Here is a 17903-nt window from a genome sequence, read left to right on the forward strand (position 1 = left end):
ATGAAGGAATAGAAAGGGTAAGCCTCATGAAAATAGAAGAAAAGCGGATTGCATGGACTATTTTATCCATACAATCCGCTTTTTTGAATTCTACCTTTCACAAATCCTCAGTTTTTCAGTGGCCTCTTTGTTTACAAGCTTTTTTCTTTCTTAACGCCAGGAGCGAAAGCCCCTTCCCTTTCCGCGGACGAGCGGACGAGCGGACGAGCAAAACCCACGCTCGGCAATCCCGGACCACTTGTTCTTCCGCAGGAGTGAAAGGGGCCCCCCTCCTTGGGGATTTTTAAAATCGAGTCATCTGAGGGCGTGCCCGCGGCATTCATCCACCGATAGGCGGAAAGTAACCCTTCACACGACAAATGGACAACTCTAACTGGTTAACTCAGGCTTTTTCTACAGCCAAAGTGTCATCCTTTATGGATGACACTTTTTTTATGCGGCAGCTCTTTCTTCCTGATTCTTTTTGATTTTGGAAATCGCGTGAATGTTAATTAATATGCCTGCAGAAAACATCATCATCAACAGGGACGTCCCACCAAAGCTGACAAAAGGAAGCGGGACCCCTGTTAGAGGAATCAAGCCTGTTAACCCTCCTAAGTTGATGACGGCTTGAATACCGATCAGTCCGGACACTCCAATAGAAAGAAGCCGACCGAAGGTATCGTGACTGTTCATGCTGACATAAAAACCGCGAAGAACGATAAGGGCAAGCAGTCCAATAACAACCGCCACCCCGATAATCCCCAGCTCCTCGGCAATCACAGCCATGATAAAGTCGGTATGTGCCTCGGGCAGATAGCCGAGCTTCTGAACTCCCGCCCCCAGGCCTGTACCAATGATGCCGCCATTATGTATGGCAAGATAGGAATTAATCAGTTGATATCCGGCATCATCCGCATATTCAAAGGGCTGGTACGCGCCGTCAAAACGGGAAAGCTGTTCTTCACTCAATCCGAATTGATACATCGTAACCGCTGCAACTAGAACGAGACCCAGCATAAAGAACAAATGGGATTTCTTCAAGCCGCTGGACATGATAATCAAACCTGAAACAGCCAGGGCGATTACAGCCGTTCCAAGATCCGGCTGTTTTAAGATCATGGCCACCACCAGCATTGTAATGATCATGGGTGGAAGCAGACCACGCGTAAAGTCCTGGATGTAGCTGCTTTTTTTCGTATAGATAGCAGCCAGGTAGATGATCAGCGACATTTTAGCGAGTTCAGCCGGCTGAAAACGTCCGATCAAAGGAAGACTGATCCAGGACTGAGCGTTGTTCGTCGTTTGTCCAATGATGAAAACCATCCCCAATAGAATGACAGTCACCAGTAAAATGAGCTTAAATAAACGGCGGTAATTTCTATACGGAAAGATGATCCCGAAAAATAAAGCTCCGATTCCCAGTCCCCAGGAAAGCAGCTGTTTTTCAAAAAAGTATCCGGGGGTTACGTCATACACCATGACACTGCTGACCATACTCGCGCTGTATACCATGACAGTACCAAAGGCGGAAAGTGCCAGGACGGCGAAAAGGATTGAAAAATCGATGTTCTTTAATATTCTGACTATCATTGGTAACCCTCTTTCATTTTGGTGCTGATAGATAAATTATAAGGGTTCTCCCCATGTAAAAAAAGCATTCCTTTTAAATTAAACCAAAAGTCTTTATACTATCGATGAGAATGGTAGGAGGTTTGTGGAATGATCTATCTTTATGTCGGTACTGGTGGGTTTATCGGGGCATCCCTCAGGTACTTGATTGGACTTATTTTTGTTAATACCAGCGGCGGGTTTCCATATTCAACCCTTTTCGTCAACCTGTCTGGAAGCTTTCTTCTTGCATGGGTGACAGCCGGACTGATCAGCAGATATCAGCTGTCTGCAAAGTGGAAAGCTTTTCTGGGAACCGGCCTGATCGGCTCTTATACGACGTTCTCCACCTTGACAGCGGATGCATTTTCGCTCTATCAACAGAACAGTGAACTAGAGAGCCTCCTTTACATAGGAGTGAGCATCGGGGGCGGGTTTCTATGTTCTTCCCTTGGATTCCGCCTGACGGGAAGGAAGGCCTGATGACGATGCTGTTCCTTCTCCTTGCAGGTGCCGGCGGCTTTATAGGGGCTGTCCTGCGCTATACCATCAGCGGCTGGATCAATAAAAAAACGGCCTCTCCTTTTCCATGGGCTACGTTCACCGTTAATATGACCGGCTCCTTCCTACTTGGTACAGTATCCGGGCTCGACGTGGCAGAAGCATGGATGACACTAATCGGAACAGGGATTATGGGAGGATTGACGACATTTTCCACATTCAAGCTGGAAGGCCTGCACCTGCACAAAAACAGAGAAAAGAAAACCCTCGCTGTCTATACGATCATGAGCTATACCGTGGGCATCACCTTGTATATCACCGGCTATGCTTTCCCCATGCTTTTTTCATGATTATAAAAAATGCTGCCCTCGGCGGATGATCCTGCCCCTGCCGCCGGGGCATTTTTAAAACCACAGGCTTCAACGAGCCGGATGACTTCTTCCACCAGTATTTCCGTTTCCTGCAGAGCTTGTACGGGAGTTCCTTGAAATACATGAGTCACTCGTTCAGCCATCTGGTCTGGAGCGGCGGGCATCTGCTGTAGTGTATCGCTCATCCATTTGAAGGAAGGATGTTTGACATATAACCGGTTCAATCCATGAAGGATACCGAAAAGATGTCTGTGGACCTGACAGATGACAGAATAATACATCAGCCAGTCTTCCCTTTCTAAAAGAGCCTTACGACTATTCCACGGACTTCCAAAGTCCATATGTTCAAGAATCATTTTCTCTGCTAATGCATGCGGGTACACAGCCAGATCCTGCTTCAACCGCCCCACCAATGGATGACCATATAAAGCCTCACCGTCCTGAATGGCCGCAAGGAGGCACTGCTTTTCATAGCTCGTATCCAGCTTCTCCTTCACATCAGCTGTCACCTCTGTAATGGTAGTGGTTAAAAAACTGCTGATTTCAAATTTCACCCCATTTTTATCACGATACGTTTCAGACCATTCTCCATCTTCATAAGGGTAGAAGGTGTGTAATGTGTTCTTTCCCTTATTCACTGGATCCATCCGGTCCTGATCCTTCGGAGGTTCCTTCCATAACACATGCAGTTCAACGTCAGAGTGATGATCATCCACTTTTCTGGAAACAGATCCTGCTAAAATAACAGCCTCAACTTTTTGGTTTTCCTGATAGCAGGCCGCCATTTTCACGGCTTTATCATATAGACACATCCAAATCTCTCCTTACACTCTTCTAATTCCAACCGAGCTCGTTCAGCGGTATGAACCGTACAGGCGGACAATCCTGCTGATCTATGTCCATAAAAAGGAAAACCCGTACGAGGATGAGCAAATATCCGTCGTACGGGTTCTTCCTGCCTGTGTTTTATAAAGCTTTAAACCATATGTTCATATCTTCAAGTCCGCTGCCAATCATGCTGTTTTGAATCATACACCCACCGAAGGTGAACCCCTGCTGTTTTGCTATGATGTTCATTCCCATGGAAGCTGCCCGGGTATAGGAGAACATCGTCTGTACCCCAAGCTGTTTCATCTTCCCTTCCAGCTGAGGGTACTGACAGGATAAGAGCCCCTTACCTCTATGAGAAGGAAGGGTTGCACAATCTGTAAATTCCGCTGCATTGAACTCAGGAAACAGATCAGCGGAACAGGAGCTGACCAGCTGTTTCCGGTCATGGATGAGAGAAAAATACACGTGTTCTCTCATCAACTGCCTTATATAGCCCGGGTCATGAATAGGTGTTGGATATTTCGGAAAAACCTCCTGGTAAAGGGCGGCCATTTCATCTGCATCCTGTTCGTCCGCCCAGCGGATTTCATACCCTTCCGGCAGAGGCTTGTCCCCTGTCTGCTCCACAATGTCGAGTTCCTTCAAACGTGGGATTACATTACCGGTACCAGCTCTGCTCCTGGCAGGATTCAAATACCTGGCATAAATCAGCGCGTCCTCTCCTTGAAAAAACCCCCGGATTTCACCTTCATATATAAAGGAAAGTTCCTCTGCGATCGATGTTTCTTTTTGATTCGCCCGCACGTAGAAAATGATTTTATCGCAGTCGTTTTCCAGTGCCGTTTGAGAGAGTTCCTCCATTTCTTCCTCTGTCACCCGGTCTGGAAGCTGATACACTTTGATCCGCTTATTTACAGGTTCCAAATGAACATCATCGTTTTCCAAAAGCGTTTGAACTGAAAGATCCACCTTAGACATAATCACTTTTTCTCCCCTTTATGAGTTTCAAGTCAGCTTGGCTCACTTGCATACCTTTATTTTACAGGGGGCTGGATAAAGAAGGAATATGTCTCCAGGGACTAATTATGACAACATTTGTAGAATTTCCGAGAGTGCTTCATTTATGGCAGGGTATTCAAATGAATATCCTGCTTTTTCAAGACGATCCGGAACCACCCAGCGGCTTTTCAACACCAGTTCGGTTTCTGTACGGATGAACACAGATCCAAGCTCGAGCATCCACTTTGAAGCAGAAAGCCCATAGGTCCGCCCCATCTGCACACGCATCATTTCCATGAATTGTGCATTCGTGACCGGTTCGGGCGCTGAGCAGTTGAAGGAACCGGATAAATCCGGGCGGCCTTTCAGGAACAACACAATCCGGAATAAATCCTCCACATGAATCCAGCTGAACATCTGATCTCCGCTCCCCTGGACGCCGCCAAGGCCAAACTTGACTAAGTTTTTATAAGGCCCCATGACCCCTCCTTCTTTCCCGAGGACGATCGCTGTCCGAAGGGCGACTTTCCGGACCCCCGGTATCGTATGGGCATAAAAATGGTCCTCCCATGTGGAAGCTACATTGACGGAAAATCCACTGCCTATTTCACCGGCCTCTTCTGTCATCGGCCGGTCTTCCGCATGGCGGTAAATGGTTGCTGTGCTTGAGTTCATCCACACTTCAGGCGGGTGGGCACATGCGGCGAGAGCCTTACTTAACACATGTGTCGTCATGACCCGCGAGACCATAATTTCATTTTGGTTCCTGGGATGATAACGGCAGTTGACAGACTTTCCCGCCAGGTTGACGAGCAGATCAGCACCTTCCAAAGCCTCGACGATCCCAGCAAAATCTTCCCAGTGAATATAGCCCGGCTGTCTGCTGATGATCCGGATGTCGCAGCCCATTTCCTCAAATCTCTGTTTAAAATAATCACCTATAAATCCGGTTCCTCCGGCCAAAACGACTTTTTTCATATGTATTCCACCTTCCTGTAAAATAAATCAAGGAGCGGAATGCTCCTTGCCTGTAGCTTGGAACATCATAGGTTTATTTTACCATGAAGGTCAGGTTCTTTCCTTAAATTGACGGGCATGGGATTTTGCAAAAGCAATGATCCGCTCATACGTGTCTTCATCAAAGTCTTTTTTTGCAGCAATAAAAAGAGCAGCGCTGTCTTCATCGATGATCTTTATTCTGGACCCTCCCCGGACATAAAGGGTCACATAGAGGAATGGCTCTTTCATCCGCAGGTTTTTTTTCAACCCGGGTGAAAAATCAGCTGTGATCAGAAGCCTGTCTTCGACTTGTTTTAAAGATAACTGGCTGTGGAACTGCAGGTTTTCGATTTCTTTTAATACCATGCTCACGCACTCCCTGTTTTTCTTTACCTTACCAATTTTGTCTTCTTTTAAACTTCACCCTCCCGGCCTTCCAGCTGAAGGCCTTTTCATAAACCTCCCCTTAAAGGGTAACTCGTGAATGTTCCTGCGGTCTCAACGCTATGTAAAAATTAAGAAAAGAGGGGAGCATCCCCTCTCTTTTCTCACACCTTTTGATTCTTTTCTGTAATAACAACGCCCCGTTTGGCCATTTCCCTGATATAAAGATCCCCGGGGACGATACGCTCCGGAGGGCAGACCCCCCGTTTCGTGATCCTGCCGCTTCCAATCATCTGCGCAGCCACGGAGATCGTATTGGCGGTCGCTCTCGCCATCGCTGTTACATTGGCCTCTCTATCTTTATAGGTAATCATTTCGTAGCAGAAGGATTGGTCCACTTCTGCTTTCCGTCCTTCAACAAGGACCCGAAGAAGCACGGCATCGTCTTTTTCTTTCAGTTCGAGAAGCGGATCGATGCTTTTCAGCAGAACCTTCCTCGTACTCACTTTTCTCCCATCCACCTCCACTTCACTGCCGGCTCCTGTCAGATTCAGATCGACGAGCAGCTTCATCTTCGCTGCATGACCGGGATAGCGGATGGTTTTATACTCCAGTGTGTCAATGTCCGGATACGATTGAAGCAGTGTAGATGTTCCTCCCGAGGTATGAAAAGCCTCAAGCGGGCCGAAACGGTCAAAATAAATCGATTCTATTTCTGTCAGGGACTCCACTTCTTCCAGTTTCCCTTTTCTAATAATTGTAGATGGGTCAGAGTAATGATCCAGCAGCCCTTCCATAGAAAAGACATGGTTATACTCAAGCGGCGGCTCAGGCCGGACAGGAATTCCCCCGACAAATAACTTTATGCCAGTCAGGCTGTCCAGTTTACCTGCTCCATACCCTGATAGGATGTTGATCATACCGGGCGCAACACCGAGGTCCGGGATGATGGTAACGCCTGCTTTTTTCGCTTCTTCATCCAGCTCAAGTACACGGTCGGTGATGTGACCGATATGCCCTCCAAGATCGACCGAATGAACACCCGCTCTTACGGCTGTACGCGCTACGATTTCGTTAAACGAATAAAACAAGGCATTAATGACAACATCATAATCTCTCAAAAAGGTTTCCAGCTGATGCTCATTGCCTGCGTCCACCTGACAAGCGGAAAGCTTTGGAGAATTCAGCGCTTCAACGACGGCTTCAGCCCTTTGTTGATGGATATCAGCCAGACCTACATGTGTTACACCGGGACTATGAACGAGGTCTCTGGCCGCTTCCTTGCCCATGAGGCCGGACCCTAATACAGCCACTTTCATTGGATCACCCCTTCTGCCTGTTATGAACCTTCCTCCACATCAATCTGTGCCCGCTGCAGGCGTCCACTGAAATCTACATAAACCGCCTTCCACTCTGTAAATACATCAAGAGCTGCGACTCCGGAATCTCTGTGGCCGTTGCCCGTCCCTTTTGTCCCTCCAAATGGAAGATGAATTTCAGCTCCTGTCGTTCCGGCATTAATATAAACGATTCCTGTGTCGAGATCACGCTGAGCTGCGAAAACCTTGTTAACATCTTTTGTGAAAATGGAACTGGACAAGCCAAATTCGACTTGATTGTTAATATCAACGGCTTCTTCAAAGTTTTTGACGGAAATAAGGGATACGACCGGGCCGAAAATCTCCTCACGGGCAATCCTCATTCCGGGAGTGACGTCAGTGAAAATGGTCGGGGCGAAATAACAGCCGTTTTTCAGGGCACCCTTGTCCATCACAGATCCTCCAGTGAGCAGCTTCGCCCCTTCCGATTTACCAATGTCTACGTAGTTCTGTATTTTTTCAAGGCCGCCCCGGTTGATGATCGGCCCAACCTTGATCGATTCATCAAGACCATTTCCTATCGTCAGCTTTGCTGCTGCCTGGACCAGCCGATCCTCCAGTTCTTTTTTGACGTTCTCGTGGACCATGACACGGCTGCAGGCGGTACAGCGCTGTCCGCTAGTGCCGAACGCACTCCACAAAATCCCTTCTGCAGCAAGGGACAAATCCGCATCGTCCATGACTATCACACCATTTTTCCCGCCCATTTCCAGAGATACTTTCTTCAGGCGGCTGCCACATTTGCCAGCGATGTTCCTTCCGACTTCATTCGATCCAGTAAAGGAAATGACACGAATGACGTCTTCCTCAATCATTGCTTCCCCGACCGTTGAACCCGATCCGAATACGACATTGAGTACTCCTTCCGGAAGACCAGCTTCGTGAAGGATACCAGCAAGTTCAAAAGCCATGAGCGGTGTTTCCGTTGCGGGCTTCCATATGACGGCATTCCCTGCTACGATCGCAGGAAAAGACTTCCATGTAGCAATGGCAATGGGAAAGTTCCATGGTGTAATAATACCGACCACACCTACGGGAGCACGGACACTCATGGCAAACTTATCCTTCAGCTCTGATGGGGTGGTCTGGCCAAATAACCGGCGTCCTTCCCCCGCCATATAGAAAGCCATATCAATGCCCTCCTGCACTTCCCCGCGGGCCTCTTCAATGACTTTTCCATTTTCCATCGTCAACAGGCGGGCCAGATGCTCTTTTTTCTCTTTCATGATCAATCCAGTTTTATATAATACCTCTGCTCTCTGTGGAGCAGGGACCAGTGCCCATTTTTTCTGGGCAGAAACCGCGGCCGCTGCAGCCGCCTTCACATCCCTGGCATTTGATAATGGAACTTCCGCAAGCGTTTCCGAGTTGGCTGGATTATAAACCTTCGTTGATTTTTCCGTGGAAGGCTCCTTCCACTCTCCATTTATGAAGTTTTTCAGTTTTTTCACCTGGGTGGTTTCCATCTCTTCACTCCTTCACGATTACTGTTCGGCCCGGATGCTTTGAATCGTCCGGTTCAAAGAAATCTGCTCCGGGTCGCATTCAATTTCAATAACGACAGGACCGGTCGCCAGCAAAGCCTGTTCAAAGACTCTTTCGAAGTCAGCTGCTGTTTTTACATAAAACCCTTCCGCCCCCATAAGATCAGCCATTTTACTGAAACGGACCTCCCCCAGGTCTGTTCCGGCGACCTGACAGGGATAATGCATTTCCTGGTGCATACGGATCGTCCCATACATACGATTGTTAAAGACGAGGCTGATCACAGGTATGTTGTACCTGACAGCGGTCTCCACCTCCTGCATCGTCATCATAAACCCTCCGTCTCCGGACAGGGAGACAACGACTTTGTCCGGAGAGGCCAGTTTCACTCCCAGGGCAGCTGGAAGTCCGTATCCCATTGCACCGGAAGTCGGTCCGACATACGTATGAGGACAGCGGAACACAAAATAAGAATGAAGCCACCCGGCAAAATTACCAGCATCATTGGTGATGACACTGTTTTCCGGCAGTTTGTTCTGCAAGCAGTCGATAATCCGCCCATTCAACAATCGTGATCCTGGACTGGTCAAGGATTTTTCATATCCCCGGCGGCTTCGTTCCGCCCAGTTTCCCCAGCCCGTCGCCACATCCACAGCCAGCAGCTTTTTCAGGACCTGGCGGGCATCAGCTACAATCCCCAGGAAAGGCGGATGGACACTTCCAATCGTTTTTTCATCGATATCTATGTGAATGACTTTATGGTCCGGAGTGAGCAGCTTATAATCCTGGGTCGTCACTTCTGATAAGCGGGTGCCCACCGCAAGGATGGTATCTGCTTGACGGACGGTTTCCAAAATGTTCTGATCCGTCCCTAACCCAAGGTGTCCGGCGTAAAGCCGGTGATCATTGGGGAAACTGTCATGTCTGCGGAAAGCTGTCACAACAGGAAGATTGTAGTGTTCCGCCAAGGACACCAGCTCCTGCTCTGCGCCTGCACGCTTCACGCCACCCCCCGCAATTACTACGGGACGGACAGAAGACAGAAGTGCGTCCTTTACCGCTTCCACCTCTTCTCTGGAGGGAGCGGGGGCAGGAATAGAAACGGCGGGGCCGAATGTCATAAGGGCTTCTTTTTTCAACACATCCTCAGGCATGGCCACCACCACCGGACCGGGCCGCCCCGTCCGCGCGATTCGAAAGGCACGCTGAATGATCTCAGTGGTCCGGGGCGGTTCTCTGATTTCAGCCACCCACTTAGCGATAGGCTTAAAAAAAGCCTCCAAATCCACTTCCTGAAACCCTTCCCGTCCCTTGAAACTGGAATGGACCTGTCCGAGAAGAACAACCAGTGGTGTAGAGTCCTGAGCAGCGGTATGAACACCAATAGCAAGATTGGCAGCGCCGACTCCTCTCGTGGCCATCACCACTCCCGGTGAAGGCGCCGCTTTTCCATACGCTTCCGCCATAAATGAGGCACCCCCTTCGTGCCTGGCGGAAATCAACTGCATTGAACTTTCTCTGGATATGGCGTCCAGCACCGGCAGGAAGCTTTCACCAGGTACACAAAAAACGTGGCGGACGTTTTCGATTTTCATACATTCAACGACTGCCTGAGCACTGGACATGAATGCTTGTCCCACACCATCACCCCCCCTTCATCGCCTTTTTCATACGCAGCACAGCCTCATGAAGACGCTCAACAGGATGAGTCAGACTGATGCGGATGTATCCTTCCCCCTGCTGCCCGAAGGCTGTTCCTGGTGTTAGAATGATCCCTGCCTCATCAAGCATTTTTTCAGCAAAGCTCTGCGACGTATACCCTTCCGGAACCCTTGCCCAGATGAAAAAGGTTCCTCTCGGCTTTTCTGCCATTATATTCATTTCCTCCAGTTCAGGAAGAATGATGTTGAAGCGCATATCATACGTCCTGTTGTTGGTCAGGACAGAATCAAAGCTGCTGTTTAAAGCGGCCGCTCCGGCTTTTTGTACAGCAGGAAACTGGCCGGTGTCCCGGTTGCTTTTCACAAGTGCGAGGCCTTGGATGAGTTCTTCATTCCCAGCTGCATATCCAATTCTCCAGCCGGCCATATTAAAGCTTTTTGATAACGAGCCGAATTCAATACCTACATCCTTTCCTCCTTCAGCCTGAAGAAGACTTGGAGAGTGATAGTCTCCGAAGGTCACAAGATCATATGCGGCGTCCTGGAGAAGGATCAGCTGGTTCTTCTTCGCAAACCGGACAGCCTTTTCATACGTTTCCAGATCCACCGTTCCGCCAGTCGGGTTGTTTGGATAGTTTAGAATCATCAGTTTTGCCCGTGCGCAGTCACGTTCCGAAATGTGATCAAATGCAGGAGCAAAATTCTCCTCTGGATTCAGGGTATATGGAATGGTCACCCCGTAAGCCAGATGCACAGCCGATTGATAAACCGGATAACCCGGGTCGGGAGCCAGTACGCCGTCGCCCGGGTCCAGTACGGACTGGATCAGATGGGCAATCCCTTCCTTGGAACCAATAAGGGCCAGGATTTCCCTGTCCATATCCAGGGGCACTTGAAAACGGCGCTGGTAAACATCCGACACCGCCTGTTTGAATTCCGCGCACCCTTGATAAGGCGGGTATTTATGGTTTTCCGGCTTTCTGACTTCCTGGATAAGCTTGTCTATAATAAACGGCGGAGTAGAGAGATCAGGAGCTCCAATCCCGAGGTCAATCACATCAATCCCCTGCGCCGTAAGAGCCATCTTCTTTTTATGAAAAAGGGAAAACAGATATGCAGGCAGACTCTGCACCTGTTTTGAAAGTGGAATCATCTATCCTACCTCCAGCCTGTCCTGTATTCACATTCACCGTACTGTCTTATCCTATTAGCCGGGGCTGGAAGGTATGATGATAGATTTTACCCATTCATATATCCTATCTGTTCCGCATAGGATGAGATACAGCCCGTAAAAGGACAACTCTGAATGAACCGTACATCCCCGCGTTTCCCAAGCCAGTCGGATTCATACCACGTATGGGTTCTTCTGGCTTTTTCTATGGAAAGGAAGTGATCGTATATGGAGACAGCCTTAAAAGGCCGGCGGATTCTCGATTTGACCCGGGTTCTTGCAGGACCCTATTGTTCCATGATCCTCGGAGACCTTGGCGCAGAAGTCATAAAAATAGAGGCCCCCGGCGGCAGTGACGAAACACGCTTCTGGGGGCCTCCATTCAAGAATGGAGTCAGTTCCTACTTTTTATGTGCCAACCGCAATAAAAAGAGCTTAACCGTAAATCTCAAGAAGCCGGAAGGACGGGAGATCATCGAAAAACTCGTCCGGACAAGCGATGTGGTTATTCATAATTTCAAAACAGGGACCATGGAAAAGCTGGGACTCGGATATGACCGTTTAAAGGAAATCCATCCAGGCCTCGTCTATTGTTCCATTACCGGATTCGGGGAAACCGGACCGTACCGGGATCGACCAGGGTATGATTTTATTATTCAGGCTATGAGCGGCTTGATGAGTATTACAGGAGATGAGCATTCCGGACCGCAGAAATTCGGAGTGGCTATCACAGATATCCTGACCGGCCTTTATGCCTGCATCGGCATTCAGGCCGCTCTTTTGGAACGTGAGGCGTCTGGAACAGGACAGAAAATTGACTTATCGCTTTTCGATTCCGCTGTCAGCGCCCTCGTGAACATCGGCAGCAATTATTTAATGACCGGCGAGCTCCCATCCAGACTGGGCAGCCGGCATGCCAACATCGTCCCTTACCAGTCATTTTCTACGAAGGACGGCGAAATCGTCATTGCTGTCGGAAATGACCGGCAGTTCATGAAATTGGTATCTATGCTCGGCCTGCCTTCGCTGGGGTTGGACCCGAAGTTCAGGACCAACGCAGCAAGAGTGGAAAACAGGAAGGAACTATCAGCCATTCTGCAGAACCTGTTCTTACAGGAAAAAAAATCCTTTTGGGAGAATGCCTGCCAGAAACAGGAGATCCCGTTCGGCCCTATTCAAACAATGGAGGACGTTCGGAAGGATCAGCAATTAAAAGACAGAGAAATGTTTATCCGCATGCAGCATCCAAAAGCTGGTGATACAGCCATCATCGGAAGTCCATTGAAACTTTCGAAAACTCCCGTATCCTACCGCTCGTCTCCACCTGAACCAGGTGCAGATAGCGCGTCCATTCTTTCAGAAATCGGCTATGACGAGGATGAGATCCAACAGCTGAAACAGGGAGAAATTATATAAGGGGTGAAGGTATGAACTTTTCGTTTACACAGGAACAGGACATGCTTCGCAAAACGGTCCGTACTTTCGTTGATCAGGAAATTATGCCGAACATCAGACAATGGGATATCTCTGGTCATTTTGATCTTGGTGTCCTTCGGAAGCTGGCCGGCCTCGGTCTGATGGGGGTCTGCATTCCTGAAGCTTATGGCGGAAGCGGGATGGATTACAATGCCCTGGCGATTGTGTGTGAGGAACTGGAGCGTGGCGATACGGCTTTCCGCACAGCGGTATCTGTACACACCGGACTGAACTGTATGACGCTTCTTCAATGGGCCTCTGAGGAGCAGAAAAAGCGGTACCTCATCCCCCAGGCCCGGGGAGAAAAGGTGGGCGCCTTTGGACTAACTGAACCCGGAGCCGGTTCTGATGTAGCTGCCATTCAGACAACAGCGGCCAAAGATGGGAATGAATATGTATTAAATGGACAGAAAACGTGGATTTCCCTTTGTGATGCGGCCGATCATTTTCTCGTCTTTGCCTATACAGATAAAACTAAGAAACATCAAGGCATATCCGCCTTTATCGTCGAACGGACATATCCAGGCTTTTCATCGAAAGCTCAAAAAGGGAAGCTTGGCATACGAGCCGGAAACACAGGGGAATTGTTCTTTGAAGATGTGCGCATTCCGGCAGATAACCTTATCGGGCAGGAAGGCGACGGGTTTAAGATAGCCATGTCCGCACTCGATAATGGGCGGTTTACTGTAGCGGCGGGAGCGTGCGGGCAGATTATGGCCTGCCTGGAAGCAAGTGTGGATTACTGCCGCGAACGGAAGACGTTTGGAGTGGAAATCGGCAGACATCAGCTCGTCCAGCAGATGATCGCCCATATGGAGGCGGGGCTGCAGATGAGCCGCCTGCTTGTCTATAGAGCAGGGGAATTGAAAAACGAAGGAAAAAGAAATACAAGAGAGACCTCGCTGGCTAAATGGCAGGCGTGCGATTTTGCCAACAAGGCTGCTGATGATGCTGTGCAGATCCACGGGGCTTACGGATACTCTGATGAATATCCGGTTGAACGGTACCTGCGCAATTCCAAAGCCCCTGTCATCTATGAAGGTACGAGGGAAATTCATACGATCATGCAGGCTGAATATGTCCTTGGCTACCGCACAGATAAACCACTAAACCGCTTGCTCCCTGCGTGGAAACCTTAACATACTGAAAACAGCCTGCAGAGATTTCTCTGCAGGCTGTTTTCAAAAGCTGAACAAGTCAATGAGGCACTTTTACGTCACCCCTTCCACTCAAAGCTGCTCTCACTTTTCATTTCAACACGGGGGTGTTTCCGAAGCTCTCCGGCCAGTTGAAAAAGCGCTTCATCTTTCTGCTTCGCCTCAATCATACAATCAATCTGATCTGTTGTACCGGCGGTCTTCTCAATGAACTCCAGAAACATCTCAGGATCAACAAAATCCGCATGATTCTTAAATGCTTCCGGACTCTTCGGACTGGATATATGCATTTTCACAGGGAGCGGGGAATGCTCCCACGTCCGGATGACACGGTTCCAATCCCCCCCCCACTCTCCATGGTCATGGTTTGCCAAGTGGTGATGAAGATCGAACACGAGCGGGATTTGAAGTTTCTCGCATACATAAAGGCAATCGCTCAGCGTGTAGGAGGTATCATCATTTTCAATCATCACCATCTTCTGAATCCCCTTCGGTACAAGAGCCCAGTTTTCTATAAACCGCTCCAAGGATGATTCTTTGTCCTGGTACTGCCCGCCAAGATGAAAGACACATCGATGCGTCGGATCAATCCCCATATGGTGCAGAAGGAGATAATGGTACTTCAACACCGTTACAGCGGACTTGAAACCCCCTTGATCAGGGGAATTCAGCACCACAAAATGATCAGGGTGGAAATCCAGCCGCATATCATTTTCTCCGGCGTACTCTCCAAGCTCCTTTAAATCCTGCTTAATCGGTCCAAGGTAATCCCATCCTCTTAAAGCTTCATGTGTCGCCAATGGAACCAGACGTGAACTCAATCGAAAAAACTGTATATCGTGGGCTTTGTTATGTTTCAGAAGTCTGAGGCAGTTCTGCAAATTGGCAGATGCTGTCCGCTCCAGCTTTCTTTTGGCAGCGTCCTGATCTCTCATCCGGGCAAACCGTTGATATGTTATGGTTTGAGAAGGAGAAGCATTTTTCAGATGAACACTCATCGCCACATAGCCCAGTCGGAATAACGTCATAACCATCACCAAAATTCTTTTTCCCTATCATCTCTCATCAAATTCACGCTTATGCATGGTCCATCCGTTTTAACAGCACCCAGCTCATACTGAGGAATAGAGGATAAAAAACGAGAGCAAGCGCGATGGGCATCACCCACGTGAACATACTTACATTCATGGGAACTGCTTTCAAAATGAACCATTTCACGGTCAGGGTAACGAGGACGACGCTGGGAAGAAGCACAGCCAGGTATCCAGTAGTTACATCGGTTCTCTTCGTGAAATAACATCCAAGACCCGTGCATACAAGAGCACTTCCTACCAGGAACAATCCAAACAAGGTTAGTATTGTGGAAATACTCATCGGAAACGCCTCCTTATATATAACTCCTTCTAGATGACTCTCAGCATCCCCTGCCATTTTCCTCATTTTCCCACTTGATGTTCTCCACATGTTTCATCCCTCATAAATCCGGATATACACGTAAATGTGTACACAGAAAAAATACAAAAAAAGGAAAGGGAGTTTTTTTGTAATGGCTGATCGTTTTAAAACAGGTGAAAAAGCGCCGGAGAATGGCACTTACAAATTCGCCGGACTTGTAGATGGCGGTAAAGAAAACAGCGTAACAGAAGATGAAAAGCAGGTAGAACTGAACAGCGGTGACTCTTTCCCACCAATCAGCTCCCAGAACCAGGCAGCCTATTGGGAAAAAGCGTAAAGATACACAACTTAGAACTTACAAGAGGAGGCATTTAAAATGAAAGATCCAAAAGAACAAGCAGCACAGATGAATGAAGAGAAAAAAGACGAGATTATGAACAACTTCCAAACGTTTAAGGACTACCTTGGAGATAAAGTCCATAAAGGTGAAAAACTGGGTCTTGGTGAAGAAGGTCTGGCTAAAGGCGCTAAGCGTGTAGCAGACTATCTGGCCGAACATGAAGAACCAAGAAACCGGGAAGAAAAGGTTCTGAATGAACTATGGAGCGCAGCAGACAAGAATGAGCGTGAGCATATCGCCCATGCCCTTGTAAAAATGGCCGATCAAACCAATTAAATGCAGAACCCCCGCAGTTGAAGCAACCGCGGGGGTCTTTTATTTATCATGGGACCAGAGGATGGAACAGTGCTTCTGCCGCTGTTCGGAGTGCGGCTTCCTGTTCTTTTTTATAGCTGATGATAAAACAGGTGGAAGGACCACCAGATTTAAATAGATCCAGTGGACAAGACGGATCAACAGCCCGTGCCTGCCCATTTATGGACAGCATTTCCTTCAACTCGTAAAGAATACCTTTAGAGCCGACAGGTCGTGTTTCGAACACGGCCGGGTGATCGGCCAGTTCTTTAAATAAAGACAGGGATGCCATCCGATCCTGGTCATCCATTACTTCTTCCCCGACAAGCGGTTCACCGATAACAGCAAACGCTGCATGCTCCGGCGTACAGCCCGTCATTTTTTCTGCCCAATGGATTTTCCCTGCGATTGTAAGAGCCATAGCCGACTGCTGTAAAGGGAAGTTGGATTCTGTGCTTCCTGTTACAGACAGAGAAAGATCCAGACGATCGATAATGGCATGGATTCGGCTTACACACGGTTCCCAGACGTCATCCCCTGAGAAATTATGGAGAAGGATCGACAACGGCTCCGCTCCTACAGCATAGTTTTCCATAAAGGCCACTCTGAACATAAATTCGGCTACCAACGGATAGGGGGCTTGGATGTAATCCCCGGCCTTCTCACCGATATTCGCTGCATTGTCAGTGCTGATCACTAAATCAAACGAATCATCAAAAGGAATAAATGTGCTATCTCTCATTGAATTCCACCCCTCTTTCCCATGTGACAGCCTTTGTTAATTTCGGCAGGACAAGTCGGAACACGACCATATTGATGACAGCTCCTGCTGTGAGCGCCGGCACAAGGGTCCAGTAAAACGCATGATCCATTATGAAAAAGAACGGAAACGGCAGAACAAGACTATTGAAAATAATGAAAAACAGATACCCTGTCCACTGGCTTCTATAGTAGATAAAGGGAAATAAAAAAAGAAGAACCGCCATTTCCAATGCGATGAACAGGTGAAAAGGACCGAGCGGAAAGCCTCCAGTTAATGCGGAAAGCAGATGACCAAGCCCTCCGGCTGCTGCACCGCTTACCGGGCCGAGCAGGATGGAGGCCGTAAGCGCGGGCATAGAATCAAGGCCGACGCTTCCAAGCCCGACTGGGATTTTCAACAATCCGCCAACGGCCGATAAGGATATGAACAGCGCTGTCCATACCAATTTCCTCAATTTTCTTTAGACTTCCGGGGGCGTCCCTTGAAAACTTCTGCACTTCGAATATACTCTACATCCTTCTCTCCGCTCACGAAGTTGATGTAGCGGCTGACCGCAAAGAAATAATCCGAGAGCCGGTTTAGATAGCGGAGACAAACGTCATGAATGTCTTCGACTTTTGCAAGAGAAACGACATTCCTTTCTGCTCTTCTCGTAATCGTCCGTGCTATATGAAGCGTACCGGAAGCCGGCGCCCCTCCAGGCAGAATGAATCGTTTAAGCTCTGGCGTCGCTGCAATATATTCGTCCATGCGGTCTTCCAGCCAGTGCACGCTCATTTCCTCCAGTTTAAACGGATGGCCGGCTTTCTTATTAGCCAGATCACCGCCGCAGTCAAACAATTCATGTTGGATTCGTTCCAGTTCTTCGTCCACCTGTTTCAATGCATGGATGGAAAGATCCAATTCGCTCCTGGCCTTTCCTACGAAACTGTTCGCCTCATCAACGGTTCCGTATGCTTCTACACGGATGTCATCCTTATCCACCCGTCCTCCAATGACGCTCGTTTGTCCTTTATCACCAGATTTAGTATACAGCCTCATTTGATA

Annotated in this window: 20 protein-coding genes; 6 read left to right on the forward strand and 14 right to left on the reverse strand. The window is 48.5% G+C overall.

Annotation, left to right across the window (positions count from 1 at the left end; genetic code table 11):
- Positions 1 to 432: 432 nt before the first annotated feature.
- A complete protein-coding gene (locus tag GLV97_RS03795; RefSeq protein WP_160835919.1) occupies positions 433 to 1572 on the reverse strand; it encodes an FtsW/RodA/SpoVE family cell cycle protein in 1140 nt (379 codons plus the stop codon).
- A gap of 129 nt (positions 1573 to 1701) precedes the next feature.
- Here GLV97_RS03795 and GLV97_RS03800 point away from each other — a divergent pair, with 129 nt between their 5' ends.
- Positions 1702 to 2073 carry a fluoride efflux transporter FluC gene (locus GLV97_RS03800; RefSeq protein WP_160835920.1) on the forward strand — a complete coding sequence of 124 codons (372 nt, stop codon included), beginning with the start codon at positions 1702 to 1704 and terminating at the stop codon, positions 2071 to 2073.
- Positions 2073 to 2441 carry a fluoride efflux transporter FluC gene (locus tag GLV97_RS03805; RefSeq protein WP_237418571.1) on the forward strand — a complete coding sequence of 123 codons (369 nt, stop codon included), beginning with the start codon at positions 2073 to 2075 and terminating at the stop codon, positions 2439 to 2441. The genes GLV97_RS03800 and GLV97_RS03805 overlap by 1 nt, the downstream gene beginning before the upstream one ends.
- Here the strand turns inward: GLV97_RS03805 and GLV97_RS03810 are convergent.
- The 8 genes from GLV97_RS03810 to GLV97_RS03845 all read right to left on the reverse strand — a co-directional run bounded on the left by GLV97_RS03810 (position 2414) and on the right by GLV97_RS03845 (position 11353).
- Positions 2414 to 3274: a DUF4037 domain-containing protein gene (locus tag GLV97_RS03810; RefSeq protein WP_160889074.1), complete on the reverse strand. Its 861-nt coding sequence runs from the start codon at positions 3272 to 3274 to the stop codon at positions 2414 to 2416. The two genes, GLV97_RS03805 and GLV97_RS03810, sit on opposite strands and share 28 nt — an antisense overlap.
- Positions 3275 to 3428: 154 nt before the next feature.
- Positions 3429 to 4271: a putative beta-lysine N-acetyltransferase gene (gene ablB, locus GLV97_RS03815; protein ID WP_160840413.1), complete on the reverse strand. Its 843-nt coding sequence runs from the start codon at positions 4269 to 4271 to the stop codon at positions 3429 to 3431.
- Between the two features lie 105 nt (positions 4272 to 4376).
- Positions 4377 to 5270, reverse strand: coding sequence for a TIGR01777 family oxidoreductase (locus tag GLV97_RS03820; protein ID WP_160889075.1), 894 nt, complete (start codon positions 5268 to 5270; stop codon positions 4377 to 4379).
- Positions 5271 to 5360: 90 nt separating this feature from the next.
- On the reverse strand, positions 5361 to 5657 hold the full coding sequence (locus GLV97_RS03825) for a hypothetical protein (RefSeq protein ID WP_160889076.1): 297 nt from the start codon (positions 5655 to 5657) through the stop codon (positions 5361 to 5363).
- 182 nt (positions 5658 to 5839) lie between these two features.
- Positions 5840 to 6994 carry a saccharopine dehydrogenase family protein gene (locus GLV97_RS03830; RefSeq protein WP_160889077.1) on the reverse strand — a complete coding sequence of 385 codons (1155 nt, stop codon included), beginning with the start codon at positions 6992 to 6994 and terminating at the stop codon, positions 5840 to 5842.
- A gap of 20 nt (positions 6995 to 7014) precedes the next feature.
- A complete protein-coding gene (locus tag GLV97_RS03835) occupies positions 7015 to 8520 on the reverse strand; it encodes an aldehyde dehydrogenase family protein (protein ID WP_160835926.1) in 1506 nt (501 codons plus the stop codon).
- An 18-nt stretch (positions 8521 to 8538) separates the two neighbouring features.
- Complete coding sequence (locus GLV97_RS03840) at positions 8539 to 10164, reverse strand: thiamine pyrophosphate-dependent enzyme (protein ID WP_160889269.1); 1626 nt, start codon at positions 10162 to 10164, stop codon at positions 8539 to 8541.
- 19 nt (positions 10165 to 10183) lie between these two features.
- Positions 10184 to 11353, reverse strand: a complete 1170-nt coding sequence (locus tag GLV97_RS03845) for an aminotransferase class I/II-fold pyridoxal phosphate-dependent enzyme (RefSeq protein WP_160840422.1) — start codon at positions 11351 to 11353, stop codon at positions 10184 to 10186.
- A 246-nt stretch (positions 11354 to 11599) separates the two neighbouring features.
- Between GLV97_RS03845 and GLV97_RS03850 the strand changes: the two genes are divergently transcribed.
- Positions 11600 to 12787: a CaiB/BaiF CoA transferase family protein gene (locus GLV97_RS03850; RefSeq protein WP_160889078.1), complete on the forward strand. Its 1188-nt coding sequence runs from the start codon at positions 11600 to 11602 to the stop codon at positions 12785 to 12787.
- Between the two features lie 11 nt (positions 12788 to 12798).
- On the forward strand, positions 12799 to 13986 hold the full coding sequence (locus GLV97_RS03855) for an acyl-CoA dehydrogenase family protein (protein ID WP_160889079.1): 1188 nt from the start codon (positions 12799 to 12801) through the stop codon (positions 13984 to 13986).
- A 77-nt stretch (positions 13987 to 14063) separates the two neighbouring features.
- Here the strand turns inward: GLV97_RS03855 and uvsE are convergent, their stop codons facing one another.
- Positions 14064 to 15032: a UV DNA damage repair endonuclease UvsE gene (gene uvsE, locus GLV97_RS03860; protein WP_160889270.1), complete on the reverse strand. Its 969-nt coding sequence runs from the start codon at positions 15030 to 15032 to the stop codon at positions 14064 to 14066.
- Positions 15033 to 15081: 49 nt separating this feature from the next.
- Positions 15082 to 15378, reverse strand: a complete 297-nt coding sequence (locus GLV97_RS03865) for a hypothetical protein (protein ID WP_160889080.1) — start codon at positions 15376 to 15378, stop codon at positions 15082 to 15084.
- A gap of 172 nt (positions 15379 to 15550) precedes the next feature.
- Between GLV97_RS03865 and GLV97_RS03870 the strand changes: the two genes are divergently transcribed.
- Positions 15551 to 15736, forward strand: a complete 186-nt coding sequence (locus tag GLV97_RS03870) for a YjzC family protein (protein ID WP_160835932.1) — start codon at positions 15551 to 15553, stop codon at positions 15734 to 15736.
- A gap of 39 nt (positions 15737 to 15775) precedes the next feature.
- On the forward strand, positions 15776 to 16075 hold the full coding sequence (locus GLV97_RS03875; RefSeq protein ID WP_160835933.1) for a DUF3243 domain-containing protein: 300 nt from the start codon (positions 15776 to 15778) through the stop codon (positions 16073 to 16075).
- Between the two features lie 46 nt (positions 16076 to 16121).
- Here the strand turns inward: GLV97_RS03875 and GLV97_RS03880 are convergent, their stop codons facing one another.
- From GLV97_RS03880 to GLV97_RS03890, 3 genes are read right to left on the reverse strand one after another with little or no spacing between them, the layout of a single operon-like run.
- Positions 16122 to 16835, reverse strand: coding sequence for an ATPase (locus GLV97_RS03880; RefSeq protein ID WP_160889081.1), 714 nt, complete (start codon positions 16833 to 16835; stop codon positions 16122 to 16124).
- Positions 16825 to 17310, reverse strand: coding sequence for an ECF transporter S component (locus GLV97_RS03885; RefSeq protein ID WP_160889082.1), 486 nt, complete (start codon positions 17308 to 17310; stop codon positions 16825 to 16827). The genes GLV97_RS03880 and GLV97_RS03885 overlap by 11 nt, the downstream gene beginning before the upstream one ends.
- Positions 17307 to 17897 carry a cob(I)yrinic acid a,c-diamide adenosyltransferase gene (locus GLV97_RS03890; protein ID WP_160889083.1) on the reverse strand — a complete coding sequence of 197 codons (591 nt, stop codon included), beginning with the start codon at positions 17895 to 17897 and terminating at the stop codon, positions 17307 to 17309. The genes GLV97_RS03885 and GLV97_RS03890 overlap by 4 nt, the downstream gene beginning before the upstream one ends.
- Positions 17898 to 17903 lie beyond the last annotated feature (6 nt).

Source organism: Halobacillus litoralis (genome assembly GCF_009856355.1).
Classification (GTDB): domain Bacteria; phylum Bacillota; class Bacilli; order Bacillales; family Halobacillaceae; genus Halobacillus; species Halobacillus litoralis_B.